The following is a 17,504-nucleotide window of genomic DNA, read 5'->3' on the forward strand; positions in this document are numbered from 1 at the left end:
CGCAAATAGCGTTTCTCCCCGTCAGCAAGGACGAATCTGGGGAGAGAACGATGCAAGACGACACAGGGTGGGGCTAAGAGTCAGGTCGACGTGTGGGGCAGCTGGTCCAGCGCGGTCTGCAGCTCCAGCCGGCGGGGATCGCCGAGTTCATCGGCGACCCGCAGGGCGGCCAGATAGGCAGCTCTCGCCTCGCCGGTCCGGCCGAGTTGTACCAGTGTCCTGGCGACGGCTTCATGACCGCTGATCTGACCGTTGGGGTTGTTGGTCCGCTGCGCCAGGGCGGCGCTCTTGCGGAACCAGGCCAGCGCCTGCTCGGGCTCACCGCTGAGCCGCAGGATCTCCGCCCGGGCGCCGATACAGGCCGTCTCGACATCCGTCGCACGCAACCGCCGGCTCATCGGCAGCACCCGTTCGAACGCGGCTTCGGCCAGTTCGAGCTGCTCCCCGCGCAGGTGGATGAAGCCGGTGTTGAGCAGCGCGAGCATGGCGCCGTACTCGTCGCCGTCCTCGTCCGCGATCTGCACGCACGCCGCGTAGTACCGGACCGCGGCGGCGTCGTCGCCGCGATCGGCCGCGAGGATGCCGAGGGTGCTGAGGGCTCTGGCAAGCGGTAGCCGATGGTTGCCTTCGCGCGCGATCGCCGCGGCCTTCTCCAGCTGTTCCTGTGCCTGGTCGAACTCGCGCAACTCCCGGTACGCGACACCGAGACCGCAGTGGAGAATGCCTTCGCGTTCCTTGTCGCCGAGCCGCTCGGCCGCGACCAGCGCATGCTGGTGGGTCGCCAGCCAGACCGGCCAGACCTTCCTGATGCTGAAGAAGTCGATCATGCTCGTCGGCAACTGGACAGCATGCCGGTCCTGCCCTGACCAGACCGCCAGTTCCACCGCGTCCGCGATGTTGGCCAACTCGTCGGCGCACCACTGACCGGCGGCCTCGGGCGTTCCGAAGGACTCCGTGATCACGCCGTCCAGTGCGGGGTCCACCGGGGTGCGGACACGCGAGGGCCGAAGGGCGAGGTTGGCCGCCTCAGCTGCCTGGAGGTAGTAGTCGAGTGCCCGGCGCACAGCCGCCGCGTCCGGCTCCGCGCATCGCTGCGCGAAGAGCTTGACCAGGTCGTGCAGATCGAAGCGTCCGTCAGCTCGCTGCTGGACCAGATTGAGCGCTGCCAGCCGCTGCAACCGGCCCTCGGCCAGCTCGGTCGGCGAGGCCATCAGGGACGCCACCACGTTCGTGCCGAACGTAGTACCGGGGAGCATGCCCAGCCGGCCGAAGAGCAGCTTCAGCTCGTCGGGAAGCCGGTCGTAGGACAGGTGGAAGGCCGATAGGACGGACGCGGCCGGGTCCTCCGGCAGCGAGAGACGTTCGAGCCGGCCCGGTGCCGCCAAGGCGTCGGCCGACTCGCGCAAGGTGTTTTGCTCACCGAGTGCGATCCCCGCTCCGACCACCCGGATGGCCAGTGGTAGTCGGCCGCAGAGGTCGATGATCTCGGCCGCGGCCCCGCGATCGCCGTCCACCTCTTCGGCGCCCACGATCGCCCGGAGGAGTTGGCCCGCCTCGGATTCGGTCATGGCGTCGAGCAGCAGCGGCTTCGCTCCGTCGCGAACGACCAGCCCGGCCAGCCGCTCGCGACTGGTGATGACGGTCGCACAGCTGGGCGATCCCGGCAGCAGCGGCCGGACCTGTTCGGCGGTGGCCGCGTTGTCGAGCACGATCAGCAGCCGCCGATCGGCGACCAGAGAGCGGAAGAGCGCTGACCGTTCGTCCAGGGCTGCGGGCTGCTCGCCCGGAGCGACTCCGAGCGCGCCGAGCATCCCGCCGAGCGCCCGGGCGGGATCTAGCGGGGTGTGCCCGGGCGTGAATCCGTGCAGATCGACGTACAGCTGGCCGTCCAGGAATCGCGCCGACGCGCCGTGGGCCCAGTGCACTGCCAGCGCCGTCTTCCCGCTCCCGCCGATGGCCGTGATCGTCACGATCCGGGCCGACGGGCGGTCCGAGACGAGCTCGTCCAGCTGCCGCAGCTCGGCGAACCGGCCGGTGAAGTGCACGTCGGCGGCCGGCAGTTGGTGCGGCGCGTTCGACGGCTGCTGGCCGGTGGCCGGCGGGGGAGCGTCGGCGGCGACCAGCGCGAGCAGCTGCCGGGTCTCGTCGGCGGACAGATCGAGCGCGGTGGCGATCAGCCGGATCGACTTCGCCCGCGGCCTGGCCACCCGGCCGGCCTCGACCTCGCGCAGGGAGCGCGCGGACAGCGAGGCCTTCTCGGCCAGTTCCTCCTGGGTCAGTCCACCTCGCCGGCGGAAGGCCCGGATCTGCTGGCCGATCTCGGTCACGGGCCGTCCTCTCAGAGCCGACGACAGGTGCTGCCGCGCCATCTTAGTGACACCCGCTCACGCTCTGCATCAGCGGGCGTGGCCAGCAGTGTCGGGGGGAACGCTGCTGGGAAAGGCGAAACGGCGGCCTGCGTGGTGCGAACACGTCAGTACAAAGGGCGTTCGCGACGTTAAGTTTGGATCAAACCAGAGGGGCGAATTGCACCGGTCACGAATCGGTTACTACTGTTACCTCTCGTTGCCTCACAGTGTCGGTCGACCAGGCCGGACGGGCAGCGAAGATCTAGCCGAGGGGTGACCGACCGGCCGTACCGGCCAGGTGGGTTGACGGGGACGGCGTCGAGCAGAGGAAGGGACCGACCGGGCTGTGTCCATCGGCCGCACGAAGCGCTTCAAGGGAATTGCCCTCGCCGCCATCACCTCCACCGCAGTCGTCGCTGGAGTGATCTTCATCCAGAGCGGGGCGGACGCGGATCAGAAACCGACCTTGGAGCAGGCGAAGGCCCAGGTGGCCGCGCTGCAGACCAAGGCGGCGGACGCCGGTGAGGCGGCCAACGACCTTCGTGGCCAGATCACCGCCGCGCAGATCCGGGTCAAGGCGCTGCAGGCCGGGATCGCGAAGCAGCAGGTGCAGGTCGACGCGGTCAAGCGCCAGATCGGCTCCCTCGCGGTGGCCGGGTACCAGACCTCCGGGATGACGACGACGGCGCAACTGCTGCTGTCGACGAACCCCGACCAGTTCCTCAGCCAGGCCTCCACCGCGCAGGCGTTCGCCGGCCAGCAGAACTCGGCGCTCCGCCGGTTCCAGTCGGCCCAGGGCAAGCTCGCCGACCTGCAGGCCAGTCAGCAGAGCGAGCTCGCCGCGCTGCAGGCCGTGCAGTCCCAGCAGGACGGCCTGAAGAAGCAGCTGCAGGCCAACCTCGACGCCGCCGAGAAGGTGCTGAGCAAGCTCAGCGACGCCGAGCGCGACCGGATCAACCAAGAGAACGAGAAGGAAGCGCAGAAGGCCCGCAACGAGCGCCCGACCCGCAGCGGCGACCGGACCTCCGAGGACCCCGAGAACAACACCCCGGTACCGGCCAGCGGCCGCGCGGCCGCGGCTGTCGAGGCCGCGATGAACCAGCTCGGCGACAGCTACGTCTGGGGCGCCGACGGCCCGAGCTCGTTCGACTGCTCCGGCCTGACGATGTACGCCTGGGGCAAGGCCGGCGTCTCGCTCTCGCACTCCTCCAAGGCGCAGTACGGCGAAGGCCGCCACATCAGCCGCGGTGACCTCCAGCCCGGCGACCTGGTCTTCTACGGCTCGCCGATCCACCACGTCGGGATGTACATCGGCAACGGCCGGATGGTGCACGCGCCGAACCCGGGCAAGCCGGTCAAGACCGACGATCTCGACTACATGAGCGGCTACACCGGCGCGGTCCGCCCGGGCTGAGCCCACTCAAGGCATGCACTACGGCTCCGGGGGACCAACACCCCCGGAGCCGGCTCGTTGTTCACGCCCATGTTTGACTGTCGTCCCAGGAGGACACTGAAGTGACTCCTGTTACGGGGGCAGGCGAGCAGCGAGGGGCTGAGGTGGTCGACGAGCGCGGCAGTACGCTGCCCCCTGCTGGCCACGACGGTGCCGTCGACGAGTTCAGCGAGCATCGGGTTTCGCCGTCCGAGCAGACCACGATCCAGATCCCGGCGCAGCATGCGGTCGGGGAGGGCCCTGGGCGCCCGACCGCGATCCAGGTCGTGAGCAGCTGGTCGTCCGCGCACGGGCCGATCGTCAAGAAGGTCGCGCTCGGCGTCGCCGTCTGCCTGGTCGGTGTCGCCGGGTTCGCCGGACTCCGCAAGATCGCGGACGCTCCCGCCGCTCCCGATGCCCGGGGCAACAGTACGCAGGGCCCAGGCGCCGACAAGTCCACCCCGGACGAGGCGGCCGAGGGCGTACGCCGGGCCGCGGCGGGCCAGGCCGTCCTGCAGAAGATGGCCGACGCGATCGACGAGAAGCGCAAGGCGTCCTTCCTCGACACCATCGACCCGAAGGCCACCGCGTTCGACGCGCAGGCCCGGACGATCTACAGCAACCTCGGCAAGTTGCCGTTGGCCACCTTCCAGTTGCGTTATGTCAGCGACGATGTCGGCGCCCTGCCGCCCGACCGGCAGAGTGAGCTCGGCGGTACCGAGTCCTGGCTGGCTCAGGTCGAGGTGTCCTGGCAACTCAGCGGATTCGACGCCAAGCCGGCCCGCGAGACCCTGCCGGTCACCTTCGTCACGCGCGACGGTACGACGTACGCGGCATCCTTTAGCGAGCGCTTCGTGGCCGGCCAGCGGCGGCCGATCTGGGCGCTCGGCGGGATCGAGGTCGCCAAGGGTGAGCACAGCCTGGTGATCAGCCTCGACTCACAGGCCGACGCGGACGATTACGCGACCGTCACGGACCGCGCGGTCTCGTCGGTGACGAAGGTCTGGGGCAAGAACTGGAAGCAGAAGGCGGTCATCTACCTGCCCGCCAAGCAGTCCGACATGGAGTACGTGCTCGGCGCCCAGCCAGGCACCTACACCCAGATCGCCGCGGTCACGATGGCCGAGCTGGACACCCCGCTGACCGGCGCGCCGACCCGGATCGTCGCCAACCCGAAGCTGTTCGAGGAGCTCGGCCGGCAGGGCCGCCGGATCGTGCTGACCCACGAGACCACCCACGTCGCCTCGACCGCTACCGCCTCGCCGGTACCGTTGTGGCTGGCCGAGGGTTTCGCCGACTACGTCGCCTTCACCGCCGTGTCCGTCCAGGACGAATCGGCGGCGAAGGAGCTGTTCAAGGCGGTCCGGGCCGGCAAGACGCCGAAAACGCTGCCCACCCCGGAAGCGTTCGCCGCCTCGTCGGCCGACCTGCCCCAGGCCTACGAATCGGCCTGGTTGGCCTGCCGGCTGATCAGCGAGCGGGAGGGGCAGAGCAAGTTGGTCCAGTTCTACCGGGCCGTGCACGTGTCGAAGAGCCGCACCGGATTGGCCGATGCCTTCAAGACCGTGCTCGGCACCACCGAGCAGGAGTTCACGGCCGACTGGCAGAGGTACCTGAAGAGGCTCGCCGGTGTCTGAGCGAGCCGCCAAACTGGCTCCGGTCGGAGCTGCCCTGGTGCTCGCTGCCGCCCTGGTCGTCGTGATCGTCACGACCACGCCCTGGCACCTGATCGACCTGCCGAAGCCGGACGCCGCGCTCGACTTCAGCACCGCCGAGATCGACCAGCAGAACCAGTTCCGGCACGAGTTGTTGCCCTGGTCAACGGTCTCCTGGATCCTCTCGCTGCTGGTCCCGCTGACGATCGGCTTCAGCCCGCTCGGCCGCCGCCTGTACGCCGTGACGCGGATCCGCCGCTGGTACCTGGCTGTCCCCGTCGTGGTGCTCGGGCTGGGCCTGATCGCCAGCATCATCACGCTGCCGACGGACGCGATGGCTGAGCGGGTCACCCGGAAGTACGGGCTGTCCACCGAGGCGTGGGATCTGTGGCTGCGCGACCGGTTGGTCAATTGGTTGCTGATGTCACTGGCTTTGGTTGCCATCAGCCTCGGATTGATTGCCTTGGCCAAGCGATGGAAGACCTGGTGGTGGGCGCCGGCGGCGATCGCCTGCGCGGTCCTGGTGCTCGGTGTCTCGTTCGCCTACCCGGTGATCGTCGAGCCAAGGTTCAACGACTTCACTTCGATGCCGGCCGGTGCGCAGCGGGACGAGTTCATGCAACTGGCGCAGCAGGACGGCGTACCGGTCAAGGATGTGCTCGTCGCCGATGCGTCCAAGCGGACGACGACGGTGAACGCGTATGTGTCCGGCTTCGGGTCGACGCGCCGGCTGGTCGTCTACGACACGCTGCTCAAGGATGCGACGCCGGCGCAGGTGCGGTTGGTTGTCGCGCATGAGCTCGGGCATGCCGCCGAGGACGATGTCCTGCACGGGACTTTGGTCGGCGCGCTTGGCTCGGCCTTCGCGATTGTCCTGTTGAGGTTGTTGCTCGGGGCCCGGGTCTCCGATCCACGCCGTACTGCGCTGCTGCTCGCGCTGATCGTCGCCGGTACGACGCTCGCGTCGCCCGTGCAGAATCTGGTCAGCCGCAAGATCGAGGCTCGCGCGGACTACCACTCGCTGCAGCTCACCAAGGATCCAGCCGACTACATCGAGATGCAGCGCGAGCTCTCGGTGCGCAACATCACCGGGCTGGAGCCGAGTCGCTGGCGCTACTGGATGTTCGCCAACCACCCGACGCCGCCGGAGCGGATCGCGATGGGGCGGGCGTGGGCTACTGAGCACGGCGAGACAGTTCCTCCACTGGTCAAGAAGTGACGGTTCTCGTTGTCACCAACGACTTCCCGCCACGGCAGGGTGGGATCGAGACGTTCGTCCGGTCGTTGTGCTCGGAGTTGCCCGACCTGGTGGTGCTGACTTCGCGGATGCCGGGTGCCGCGTCGTATGACGCTGGGCTGCCGTTTCCGGTGGTCCGCGATCGGACGTCGATGTTGTTGCCGACGGCCCGCGTGACGCGGAGCGCGGTACGGGTGATGCGGGAGTACGGGGCTGATCGGGTCGTGTTCGGTGCCGCGGCACCGCTCGGGTTGATGGGGCCGGCGCTGCGGAGGGCGGGTGCGCGGCGGATCGTCGCGCTCACTCACGGGCACGAGACGTGGTGGGCCGGTACGCCGGGAGCGCGCCAGGCACTCCGACGAATCGGGGATGCGGCCGACACGATGACGTCGGTCTCGGGCTGGTGCGAGGAGCAGATCGCGCCGGCCCTCTCCGTCGATGCCGCTGCCCGGATGCGGCGGCTGACGCCCGGCGTCGACACGTCGAGGTTCTTCCCCGGCTGCGGGGGAGAGCAGGTCCGCAAGGGTCTCGGCCTGGAGGATGTCCCGGTCGTGGTGTGCGTCTCGCGGTTGGTCGCGCGCAAAGGCCAGGACACGCTGATCCAAGCCTGGCCCCGCGTACTCGCCGATGTCCCCGATGCCGTCCTACTCCTCGTCGGCGGCGGCCCCGACCGAGACCGCCTCGAAGACCTGGCCCGGCAGACCGGCGTGGCGCACGCTGTCCGCTTCACCGGCGCAGTCCCGTGGGAGGACATCCCGCCGTACGTCGATGCCGCCGACATCTTCGCAATGCCCTGCAGAACAAGGCGTTTCGGCCTAGAACCAGAGGCCCTCGGCATAGTCACCCTAGAAGCCTCCGCCACCGGCAAACCAGTCCTAGTAGGCGACTCCGGCGGAGCCCCCGACACAGTCCGCCACGGCCAAACCGGCTACCTGGTCGACCCCTACAACCCGGTAGCCACCGCAGTCCGCATCACCGAACTCCTCACCAACCCCGCCCGCGCGAAAGCAATGGGCGAGGCCGGCCGCGAATGGGTGCGGGAGACGTGGACCTGGTCGGGGTCCGGCCTGCTGCTGAGAGAGCTGCTGGACCTCCGCTAACCCAGCCCAGCCCCGTCCCGCCCCCCCCGCTCCGGCCCCGCTCCGGGCCTACGCCTGCCCCGTCCCCGGCCCCCGCTCCGGGCCTACGCCTGCCCCCCCGTCCCCGGCCCCGGGCCTACGCCTCGCCCTTCAGCCGCCCAGCCCCGGCCCACGCCCTCGCCGCCCCGTTTCGGTGGTTAACCCCTCACCTTGTGGGTTGTCACCCCGGAATATCGGGTGGCAACCCACAACCTCAGGGGATAACCACCCAAATGGGGCGGCGCCTCGAGGGCCCTCGCGCCCCCGGGGGCCCGCGGGTGAGAGGACGAGGGCGGAGGGGCGAAGGCGGAGCGGGCGGGGGCGTACGCCCTGGGCTGGGGACGGGGCGGAGCGGGCGAGGTGGGGCCGGCGGTCGGGCGGAGCGGGCGAGGTGGGGCCGGGGGACGGGGCGGAGCGGGTACTGCGGGGCGGTGCGACTGAGGGGGAGGGGCGGGTGGGGCTGGAGGTGGTGGACGGCGAGGGGTGATCATGTACTGTTGGTGACATGCATCAGATGTCTTTCGTCGCAGTAGCCGTACGAGCTTCGTGCTCTCCGGCTGCCGCTGCCTGACATCTTCTTCACCCCAACCGGCGACCGGAAACGGTCCGCCGGTTTTTTGTTGCCCCGGCTCGTTTCTGGTCATCTCACAGGACAAGGAACAACCGCGATGACCATCGACAAGACCTTCATCGACTTCTTCCGGCGCAACGGGCACATCCCCACCACGGGGTCCTCGCTGATTCCGCGCCCCGGCGACCCCGTGCTGTTCACGACCTCGGGCATGCATCCGCTCACGCCGTACCTGGAAGGCGATCCGCATCCACTCGGACGACGACTGGTCGGCGTGCAGCGATGTCTGCGGACGACCGACCTCGACGAGGTGGGTGATCCGACCCACCTGACCGTGTTCGAGATGCTCGGCTCCTGGTCGCTCGGCGACTACGGCACCGAGCAGACGCTGCGCTGGGGATTCGACCTGCTGACCGAAGGCTTCAAGATCAGCAAGGACCGCCTGTACGTGACGGTGTTCGGCGGCGACGACCAGGTCCCGCTCGACCAGGAATCACTCACTACCTGGCAGGACCTCGGCCTGCCGATCGAGCTGACCACCGACGACAACTGGTGGTCGAACGGCCCGACCGGACCCTGCGGCCCCGACTCGGAGATCTTCGTCTGGACCGGAGACGGCGACCCGGAGGGCACCCCGACCACCGACGACCGCTGGGTCGAGGTGTGGAACCACGTGATGATGCGGTACCGCCGCCTCGACAACCACGAGCTGCAGCCGCTGAGCCAGCAGAACATCGACACCGGCCTCGGCCTCGAGCGCCTGACCATGCTGCTGGAGGGCAAGAGGTCGGTCTACGAGACAACCCTGTTCGAGCCGTGGACGCGGATCATCCCTCAGCTGTGGAAGCTAGACGAGACCGACGAGCGGATCGTCATCGACCACCTGCGGTCGAGCATGGTGATCATCGGCGATGGCGTGCACCCGTCGAACACCGGCCGTGGCTACGTGCTGCGCCGGCTGATCCGCCGCGTGCTCACCCTGCTCTGGCGCTCCGACGACAGCCGGACGCTGTCCGATCTGCCGATGGAGCTGTTCGAGCACACCGGCGAGCACTTCCACCAGGGCGAGGTGCTCACCCTGGTTCGGCGGATCCTGATCGACGAGGAGATCCGATTCAGCAACCTGCTCGAGCGCGGCCGCCGGATCCTCAGCCACGAACGCTTCCAGAAGACCCTCGACGACTCCGACTTCGACTACCTCCACGAGACCCACGGCTTGCCCCGCGATCTCGTGCTCCAGTTAGTTGCTTGAAATCCAGAGCGCCAGCTCAGCAGCCCGCGGGTTCTCCACCAGTCGGGTGGGGAGGCCGAACGTCATCACCGGCCGGGTGGTCGTCTCGTACGCCGACCAGCCCGGCCGGCCCGTCGTCGCAAAGGACACCCACGCGGCATGCATCGAGTCGGCAACTGACTGCGGCGGCTCAGCGCCGTACAGGGGAGAGGTCGCCGTCGCCAACGTGTCGAACACGAACGGCAACTCAAGCGCATGGCACGCGTGCAGCCCATCGAGCGCCGACTGCCAGTCGAACTCGTACAGGTACGCCGTCGCATGCGCGCGCTGGGCTAGCGCGAGCTGGAGCGTCGGCAAGCTGAAGAACCCGTCGCTGACCACCGCGCTGAAGACCTCACCGGGCGACTCATCAGGCCGGTTCGCCGCGTATACCGCCGCGATCGCCGGATCGATCCCCAACCGGCTGAGCAGCACCGGCAACGCCTCGGCGGTGATCGCGGCTGCCATCCCGGACGGAATCGAGAAGAGCCGCATCTCCTCCGTCGTCGTACCGATCAACAGATCGACCCCGGCTGCGGAGCCGGCCGCGATCGCGTCCAGCGGCCGCGTTGGTACTGAGTCGTCGATCACCGGGAAGAACGGCATGATCCCGCCACCCGCGCTGACCACGGTCGCACCCCAGCGCGCCGGATCCGGGTTCTGCCGCAGCTCCGCCGCCACCACGCGTTGCGCGGCGAGCAGCTCCTCGATCGCCACCGAGGTGAACCCGGCCGCAGTCGAATCCACCCCGAGCCGCTTCGCCACCTCCGCGGTGATCACGGCGCCATCCGCAGCGAGCGCCGTCGCAGTCGCCGAACCACTCTGCACGATCGCCTGCTGGAACAGACCGGTCGCCGACGGCATCGACATCAGCGTGGCGACACTCATCCCACCCGCCGACTGACCGGCGATCGTCACGCGTCCCGAGTCGCCGCCGAACGCCGCGATGTTCTCCTGCACCCACCGCAGGGCCGCCACCTGATCGAGCAGCCCACGGTTGCTCGGGGCATCCTTCAGCACCCCGAAGCCCTGTACGCCGAGCCGGTAGTTGACCCCCACCAGGATCACGCCATCACGGGCGAAGGCGGTTCCGTCGTACGCCGGAATCGCATTGGACCCGTTGCGGAAGGCGCCGCCGTGGAACCAGACGAGCACCGGCAATCCGGTCCCGCCTGGCGTCCACACGTTGAGGTTGAGGAACTCCGGTCCTGCCGTCAGGGGGTTCGTCAGCAGTACGTCGTACGGGGGCTCGTACGGCGGCTGCGGTGCGGTCGACCCCAGTGTGATCGCATCCCGTACTCCGTCCCAGGCTGGCGGCGGCTCGGGTGCCTGGAAGGCCTTCGGGCCAGCCGGGTCGGCGGCGTACGGGATGCCTAAATAGGCGGTGATCCCGTCAGTGGTCGTGCCCCGGAGCTGCCCCGACGATGTCACCGCGATGGAGTCCATACAGGTCATCATCCCCTGCCGGCGGTACCTCCGGCGGTGCGACCTTGCCCACTGACGACTGCGCGACGAAGGCGCCGAGCAGCACGATCGCGCCACCGATGATCTGGTTGGTGGTGAGCGTCTCGTTGAGCAGAATCAAGGCGAAGATGCTCGCCGCCACTACCTCGAGGTACGCGACCGCGCCGCCGATCGCCGCCGACAGCCGCTGTACCGCCGCAGCGCCGGCCAGGTAGGCGACGACTGTGCTGACCACGATCAGCCAGGCCGCGAAGATCCAGCCCGGTGCGGACCGGTCGCCGATCGCGATCGTGTCGGTGAGGGTGTGCCACGGGATCGTCCACGGCACTGCCACGACGGTCAGCGCGATCGAGCCGACGACACTGCCGGCCGCCGTCATCACGAGCGGGTCGGCGATGCCGGTGAGCTTGTCGATCAGGATGAAGTACGTCGCCTGGCAGGCGGCCGCGCCGAGTCCGGCGAGCAGGCCGATCAGGTCGAGCTTGAGGCCGGACCAGATCTCGACGACTGTCGCCAGGCCGACGAGCGCGATCGCGACGCCCAGTACGGCCGAGCGCGGTACGGCGACCTTGCGGCCGAACTTGAGCCAGCCGACCACGAGCAGCGGGCCGGAGAACTCCAGCAACAAGGCGATCCCGACTGGGAGCCTGCTGGCAGCGACGAAGAACAGGGTCTGGCAGCCGGCGATCCCGGTCAGGCCGTAGAGAACGAGCTGCGGCCAGGAGCGTCGCGCGGCCGCAACGCCGGCGCTGCCGCGGAAGATCAGTACCAGCGGGACGAGGATGACGGTCGCGCCGAGAATCCGGATCCAGGCCGCCTGTTCAGGCGACATCCCGGCCTCGATCAGCGCCTTCGCGAACGGCCCCGATCCGCCGAACGTGATCGCCGAGAACACGGCGAAACCCAGTCCGACGGACTTGGTCCGCGCAGCGTCGTGTGCCATCCCTGTTCCACCTCCACGTGCTCTCCCAGCCTTCAGCAGGCCGGGAACCTGTACATGGGCGTAACACTCTCACACTCATTACAGGGCCGTCGAGAGCTTTGCCGAGGCGTGGACGGGCGCCGCCAGGGCATGTGGATGAAGAGGCGGTCAGAGCACGTTGACGGCGCGGGCCGCGACGACCGCGATGGTCAGCAGCGCCATCGCGGACTGGAACCCCATCAGCGTCTTGACTCGGGCGGTGAGCGGCATCGTGTCGGTCGGGCTGAACGCGGTGGACGCCGTGAACGCGACGAAGAGATAGTCGGTGAAACCGGGGAGCCAGCGTTCCCAGCCGGGGAGATCAACGGTCATCTGTGGAAAGAGCAGATCCGCGCGCTCTTCCTCGTGCTCATGCTCGGGCATCCGCGCGAACGGACCGCCCCGGTCGATCTCCCAGTACCAGAGCGCGAACGCGACCACGTTCGTCACCCAGATCAGCAGCGCGGCCTTCACCAGCACCCTGCCGTCCGCGGTCTCACCGGAGGCGAGCAGGACGATCAGGCTGATCAGGTAGACGGCGTTGATGGCGACGAGTACCGCGACCAGGACGAGCTCGATCCAGCGCAACCAGGTCTCGTCGCGGCGCAGGTGGAACGGATTCGTCCAGATCAACGGAATCAGCAGCGCGCCACCGATGGCCGGCATGATCCACCGCGGCGCTTCCATGATCTGCGCCGGCACCGCCAGTTGCAGCCCAAGCGCCACAATCACGGCCAACGAAGCCGGCCACCGCCGAGTGTGCCGATCACTGCGCGCAGGTGCTTTCGGGACCTTGCTCATCCAAGCATTCTCACTCACCCGATGGACGCATCGACCACGGCTTGCCCGACCTCGGTACGCCGATAGTGCACCTGATGCCCCGTACGCCGCCGAGTCGCCAGCCCGGCTGCGTGGAGGGCGGACAGGTGCTCGGCAACTGTCGCCAGGGCGAGCCCGTACTGCGCCGCTAACGCGGTGGTCGTCGCCGGCGGATCGAGTGCGACCAGCAGGGTGGCGCGGGTGCGGCCGAGCAAGGTTGCGAGCGGATCGGGTGGGGCCGGCGCGTCGGACCAGAGGCGAGCGGAGCCGCGGGCCGGGTACACGAGAGTTGGCTGATAACCGTCTGCGGTGACGACGACAAGGAATGGCCAGGCGAAGGCGCCGGGGATGAGCAGGAGACCCTCGCCGGTCAACTCGTGATCGGGGGAGTTGTAGCGGGAGGCAACCAGTTGGCCGTCCTGCCAGGTGAGCGTCGGATGGAGATCGTCGAAGAGCTTCGCCAGCCCGCCCGAGGTCAGTTGCGCGCCGCGGTGCGCGATGTCGTCGTCGAGCACGCGGCTGATCATCGCCCAGTCCGGCCGGATCAGCGTCTCCCACGCGCTCTCGATCTGATCCGCCATCCGCTCTCGCGTTCCCGAGAGATCAGAGAGCATTTTCTCGATCTCCGGAGCACCGGGGTTGTTCTGCCCGTCCCGCGACCAGATCAGCTCCTGCCGCACCCGCTCCAGCGGCGTACTCCGAACCCGCGCGATCTCCGTCGAGAACTTGGCCCGCGAAGCCCGCGGTGGCGGCGTCAAAAAGTCAGGCGTAAACCCGAACCGAGGCTGGACCGCCCGCAACAACCCCAATTCAAGGCCAGCCGCCAACTCCGCCTTACCCTCCACCCAAGGCGAGTACAACGGCCGATACCGATGCAGATTCAGCACCCGCACCGCCGACATCGTCTCCCACAACGGCGAAGTCCCAAACCGACACCGCAACGTGTCAGCCTGACTGAACCGCAACACCGTCATCTTTCGGTCACACCCGAAAACATACCCCGCCAAGAGCTACAGACAAGAGCAACTGGCAAGAGCAACTGGCAAGAGCAACTGGCAAGAGCAACTGGCAAGAGCAACTGGCAAGAGCAACTGGCAAGAGCAACTGGCAAGAGCAACAGACAGAGTCCCCAGTTGGCCTGTGGTTGCTGGAGGCGGGGGGCCGCCAGAAGTGCGGGGTGACGATGTGGTGGTTACGCAGGCGATCTAGCTCAGGTAGGTGTCCGGTGGGGTATTGGGCAGGCTCCCGGGGGAGACACGCAGGGAGACAGAGGTCGGCTACGGGACAGGCTGGCGCAGGTTGGGAGCGGCCAAGGGGCTTTGGGTTGGGTGGAGCTGAGTGATCCAGATGGCTTACTTTCGGTCACAGCCGATGGAATACTTTCCCCGTGCTGTCCGGCTTCACGCTCGGCGCGTGAGTACAACTTCTTCGGGCGTTGGGTATCGCGCTGTGCTGCGTGTGCCCGGGCTGACCAGCGTCTTCGTTGCCCATGCCGTGTCCATGGCCGGTACGGTGGCCGCGCAAGTCGCGCTTTCCATCCTGGTGTTCGAGCGGACGGGGTCGCCGCTGTTGTCGGCGCTCGTTCTGGTCTGCTCGTTCCTGCCGTATGCGCTCGGTGGGATCGCGCTCTCTTCGGTGTCTGATCGGTTTCCGGCGCGGCGGGTGTTGGTTTGCTGTGATCTGGTGAGTGCTGCTTGCATCGCGGGGATGTTGGTTCCGGGGCTGCCGGTGGGCGCTCTCCTGGGGCTTTTGTTGCTGACGGGGGTTGTGGCGCCGGTGTTTGCGGGGGCTCGGGCGGGGAGTTTGGCGCAGTTGCTGGATGCGGAGTTGTTTCCGGTGGGGCGGTCGTTGCTTAGGGCAATTGCTCAGGTGACGGTGCTGGCCGGGTTCGCGGTGGGGGCGGTGGCGGTTGCGGCGGTGGGGCCGACTTGGTTGCTGGCGCTTGATGTGGTGACGTTCGTGGCATCGGCGGCGCTGATCGGGTTCGGTACGCCGTACACGCCGGCGGTTGGGCGTACCGGGAACACCGTGCAGGACTCGCTGACTGGGTTGAGGTACCTGTGGGGCAACATCCCGTTGCGTCGGTTGATCCTGCTGTCGTGGGTGGTGCCGGCGTTTTCGTCGATGCCTGATGGGCTTGCCGTCGCCTACACGGCGCAGACAGGGGCGGCGACGACGGCCGCGGGAGCGCTCTTCGCCGGGTACTCCGTCGGAGGCATCCTCGGCGAGCTCGCCGCAGCCCGCCTCACGCCAGACACCCGCCGGCGACTAGTGATCCCGCTCATCCTGCTCAGCCAGACTCCAGCGATCGCCTTCATCGCCGAGCCGTCCGTCCCGATCGCCGCCGTCCTCCTGGCGATCTCGGGCAGCGGCTACGCGTTCAACCAGGGGATCGATCCGCTCATCCTCAACGCCACCGGTACGGAGTACCGGGGCCGCCTTTTCACCGTACAGACAAGCGGCCTGATGGCGATCCAAGGCGTAAGCATCGCCCTGGCCGGCGCGATCGGCACGGTACTTCGTCCGAACCTCACCATCTGCCTAGCCGGCCTCATCGGCACCACCGTCACCTTGCTCCTGGCCAGAAGAGCGCTGAGCTAGGCGCTCGACCGCACGATCAAAGGCGCGGTGACAAGGCGGCCGGGCTGGTCGGCACCGCCGTTGATCTCTGACAGGGCGCGAGTGAAGAGGCAGGCAGCGATGTCGCGCAAAGGAATCCGCGCAGTCGTCAGAGGAGTGTCGAGCATGCTGGCGAAGGGGAAGTCGTTGAAGCCGGTGACCGCTACCCCATCCGTGCGAGAGGCGGACCACGGTCAGGTCCGGCGCCTCCTCGATCCGGGTGACCAGGTGCGCGAGCTCCTCCACGGAGTCCGGATCGATCAGGTTCACCGGTCCGTTCTCGAACACCACCCGCCAGTACGACGCCGAGAGCTCATCCACGCTGAACTGAGTAGTACCCACCGATGAAGCCTCCTTCGACCCGGACCTCCAGCTTCCCGCCGATCGGCCCTCCGGCGCACCAGTGAGTCTCACTGGGGTTTCACCCGAAATGGTCCGTGCCCGATGTCAGACTGCCCGCCATGGACGACTTCGTACGGTCGGATGACTCCCCGAGGAACGAGTTTGTTGATACGGATCTTCGGGGCGCTCGGTTTGTTCGGGCTGATTTGTCGGGGGTGGTGATGCGGGCGGTGCAGGTTGGTGGGGCTGATATTGATGCGCCTTGGTTGCTTGAGGGGGGCGACAGGCTGCTGGTCAATGGGGTTGATGTGGTGCCGTTTGTGGAGGGTGAGTTGAATCGGCGGTTTCCCGGGCGGGCGTTGCGGCGGGCGGGGGATCCTGAGGGGTTGCGGGCGGCTTGGGCGGCGCTGGAGCGGGTGTGGGAGGGAACGCTTGAGCGGGCTGCGGGGATGCCGGCGGGGACGGTTGACGTCTCGGTTGATGGGGAGTGGTCGTTCGCGCAGACGTTGCGGCATTTGGTGATGGCGACTGATGTTTGGTTGCGGCGGGCGATTCTGGGGGTCGAGCGGCCGTTTCATCCGATCGGGCAGCCGAATGCGGAGTACGAGACCGATGGGAACGACATGTCGGTCTTCGCGACGGGTCAGCCGTCGTACGACGAGGTGCTGCGGGTCCGCGCCGAGCGGGTGGGGATGGTGCGGGCGTTCATCGACGGTGTCACCGCTGAGGAGCTGGCGACGGTCCGGGCGAATCCGCATGCGCCTGAATATCCCGAGAGCACGTTGTCGTGTTTGCACACCATTGTGGAAGAGGAGTGGGAACACCACCGCTACGCGGTGCGCGATCTGGACGCCATCGAGGGGAAGTAGCGCGGGAGAGTTCCTGATCTGGCTGTGGGTCTTGCCACAGGCGGGTGGGGCTCGCGGGATGTCACGATGTCCGCAGCATGGTTGAACAGGGGTGGTCTCGGGTGGTGCGGGCGGCGTTGTTCGCCGTTGTCTGCGTGCTGCTCACTGCGCTTGGTCACGTGCTGATGTCCGGTGCATCGCTGCCTTGGTGGGCGGTTGCCGGTGCGTTCGTCGGTGTCTGGACCTGTGGCTGGTGGCTGGCTGCGTACGAACGGGATGTCGTCTCGGTGACCGCGATCGCGGTCGCCGTGCAAGCTGTCCTGCACGTCGGCTTCACCATCGCCGAGCTGGTCGGCTCGGCAGGTCCCGTGGATCCGCAGCCGGCGATGGCGGCAACGAGTCCGGCCCTGCACGTCCACGGGATGACGCACGGCGACGCAATGGCGCAGGCCCAGGGAGTGGCCCACGCCCAGGGGATGGCGCATGGCGGCGGGATGATGCTCGGGGGCATGCTCGGGATGTTTGCTGCCCATCTTGTGGTGGCGCTGCTGAGTGGTCTTTGGCTGGCGTACGGCGAACGGGCGGTGTTCGGTGCCATCCGGTGCGCCGCGCAGCGGGTCCGGGCGTCGTTGACGCTGGTGAACCGGGTGTCCGCGCCGCTCGGGCTGCCTCGAATCCAACCGGGTCAGGTGTTCCAGGTCCGGACCATGCGACAGCTGCGTCTGGTCCACGCCATCGTTTCCCGGGGTCCGCCCGCCGGGGTCGCTGTCGTTTGACAGCTCGACCCACCCGTCGCTGAGCCCCCTGTGGCCGCGGCGGG

General features: G+C 68.1%; 13 protein-coding genes and 1 pseudogene. 8 read left to right on the forward strand and 6 right to left on the reverse strand.

Features of this window, described 5'->3' with window-relative positions:
- Window positions 1-80 precede the first annotated feature (80 nt).
- Window positions 81-2,327 carry an ATP-binding protein gene (locus OHA70_RS27170; protein WP_328322466.1) on the reverse strand — a complete coding sequence of 749 codons (2,247 nt, stop codon included), beginning with the start codon at window positions 2,325-2,327 and terminating at the stop codon, window positions 81-83.
- A 367-nt stretch (window positions 2,328-2,694) separates the two neighbouring features.
- Here OHA70_RS27170 and OHA70_RS27175 point away from each other — a divergent pair, with 367 nt between their 5' ends.
- The 5 genes from OHA70_RS27175 (at window position 2,695) to OHA70_RS27195 (ending at window position 9,613) form a co-directional block, all read left to right on the forward strand.
- The gene (locus tag OHA70_RS27175; RefSeq protein ID WP_328322468.1) at window positions 2,695-3,762 is read left to right on the forward strand and encodes a C40 family peptidase; all 1,068 of its coding nucleotides are present in this window, start codon (window positions 2,695-2,697) and stop codon (window positions 3,760-3,762) included.
- Window positions 3,763-3,863: 101 nt separating this feature from the next.
- Window positions 3,864-5,417, forward strand: coding sequence for a hypothetical protein (locus tag OHA70_RS27180; RefSeq protein WP_328322470.1), 1,554 nt, complete (start codon window positions 3,864-3,866; stop codon window positions 5,415-5,417).
- Window positions 5,410-6,654 (forward strand): M48 family metallopeptidase, encoded by a 1,245-nt coding sequence (locus OHA70_RS27185; RefSeq protein ID WP_328322472.1) that lies wholly within the window; start codon window positions 5,410-5,412, stop codon window positions 6,652-6,654. Before OHA70_RS27180 ends, OHA70_RS27185 begins: the two co-directional genes overlap by 8 nt.
- The gene (locus OHA70_RS27190; RefSeq protein WP_328322474.1) at window positions 6,651-7,772 is read left to right on the forward strand and encodes a glycosyltransferase family 4 protein; all 1,122 of its coding nucleotides are present in this window, start codon (window positions 6,651-6,653) and stop codon (window positions 7,770-7,772) included. Before OHA70_RS27185 ends, OHA70_RS27190 begins: the two co-directional genes overlap by 4 nt.
- Window positions 7,773-8,458: 686 nt before the next feature.
- Window positions 8,459-9,613, forward strand: a complete 1,155-nt coding sequence (locus tag OHA70_RS27195) for an alanine--tRNA ligase-related protein (protein ID WP_328322476.1) — start codon at window positions 8,459-8,461, stop codon at window positions 9,611-9,613.
- Here the strand turns inward: OHA70_RS27195 and OHA70_RS27200 are convergent.
- The 4 genes from OHA70_RS27200 to OHA70_RS27215 all read right to left on the reverse strand — a co-directional run bounded on the left by OHA70_RS27200 (window position 9,602) and on the right by OHA70_RS27215 (window position 13,768).
- Window positions 9,602-11,077 carry a carboxylesterase/lipase family protein gene (locus OHA70_RS27200; protein ID WP_328322478.1) on the reverse strand — a complete coding sequence of 492 codons (1,476 nt, stop codon included), beginning with the start codon at window positions 11,075-11,077 and terminating at the stop codon, window positions 9,602-9,604. The two genes, OHA70_RS27195 and OHA70_RS27200, sit on opposite strands and share 12 nt — an antisense overlap.
- Entirely contained in the window at window positions 11,025-12,038 is a 1,014-nt protein-coding gene (locus OHA70_RS27205; RefSeq protein ID WP_328322480.1) for an EamA family transporter, read from the reverse strand. The genes OHA70_RS27200 and OHA70_RS27205 overlap by 53 nt, the downstream gene beginning before the upstream one ends.
- 147 nt (window positions 12,039-12,185) lie before the next feature.
- Entirely contained in the window at window positions 12,186-12,857 is a 672-nt protein-coding gene (locus OHA70_RS27210) for a hypothetical protein (RefSeq protein WP_328322482.1), read from the reverse strand.
- A 14-nt stretch (window positions 12,858-12,871) separates the two neighbouring features.
- Complete coding sequence (locus tag OHA70_RS27215) at window positions 12,872-13,768, reverse strand: ArsR/SmtB family transcription factor (protein ID WP_328322484.1); 897 nt, start codon at window positions 13,766-13,768, stop codon at window positions 12,872-12,874.
- A 520-nt stretch (window positions 13,769-14,288) separates the two neighbouring features.
- Here OHA70_RS27215 and OHA70_RS27220 point away from each other — a divergent pair.
- The gene (locus tag OHA70_RS27220) at window positions 14,289-15,476 is read left to right on the forward strand and encodes an MFS transporter (protein WP_328322486.1); all 1,188 of its coding nucleotides are present in this window, start codon (window positions 14,289-14,291) and stop codon (window positions 15,474-15,476) included.
- Here the strand turns inward: OHA70_RS27220 and OHA70_RS27225 are convergent.
- A pseudogene (locus tag OHA70_RS27225) lies at window positions 15,473-15,649 on the reverse strand (hypothetical protein); the annotation flags it as partial. The gene OHA70_RS27220 and the pseudogene OHA70_RS27225 sit on opposite strands and share 4 nt — an antisense overlap.
- 498 nt (window positions 15,650-16,147) lie before the next feature.
- On the opposite strand from OHA70_RS27225, the gene OHA70_RS27235 reads away from it, so the two are divergent.
- Together OHA70_RS27235 and OHA70_RS27240 are read left to right on the forward strand one after the other, a co-directional pair.
- Window positions 16,148-16,705 (forward strand): DinB family protein, encoded by a 558-nt coding sequence (locus OHA70_RS27235; protein WP_328335224.1) that lies wholly within the window; start codon window positions 16,148-16,150, stop codon window positions 16,703-16,705.
- Between the two features lie 77 nt (window positions 16,706-16,782).
- Window positions 16,783-17,460 carry a hypothetical protein gene (locus OHA70_RS27240; RefSeq protein WP_328322488.1) on the forward strand — a complete coding sequence of 226 codons (678 nt, stop codon included), beginning with the start codon at window positions 16,783-16,785 and terminating at the stop codon, window positions 17,458-17,460.
- Window positions 17,461-17,504 lie beyond the last annotated feature (44 nt).

Origin of the sequence: Kribbella sp. NBC_00382, assembly GCF_036067295.1 — a bacterium.
Classification (GTDB): domain Bacteria; phylum Actinomycetota; class Actinomycetes; order Propionibacteriales; family Kribbellaceae; genus Kribbella.

Coding starts and splice junctions, on each gene's coding strand:
- OHA70_RS27195 (WP_328322476.1), top strand. CDS start 8,459: ATGACCATCGACAAGACCTTCATCGACTTCTTCCGGCGCAACGGGCAC.
- OHA70_RS27200 (WP_328322478.1), bottom strand. CDS start 11,077: ATGGACTCCATCGCGGTGACATCGTCGGGGCAGCTCCGGGGCACGACC.
- OHA70_RS27205 (WP_328322480.1), bottom strand. CDS start 12,038: ATGGCACACGACGCTGCGCGGACCAAGTCCGTCGGACTGGGTTTCGCC.
- OHA70_RS27210 (WP_328322482.1), bottom strand. CDS start 12,857: ATGAGCAAGGTCCCGAAAGCACCTGCGCGCAGTGATCGGCACACTCGG.
- OHA70_RS27240 (WP_328322488.1), top strand. CDS start 16,783: ATGGTTGAACAGGGGTGGTCTCGGGTGGTGCGGGCGGCGTTGTTCGCC.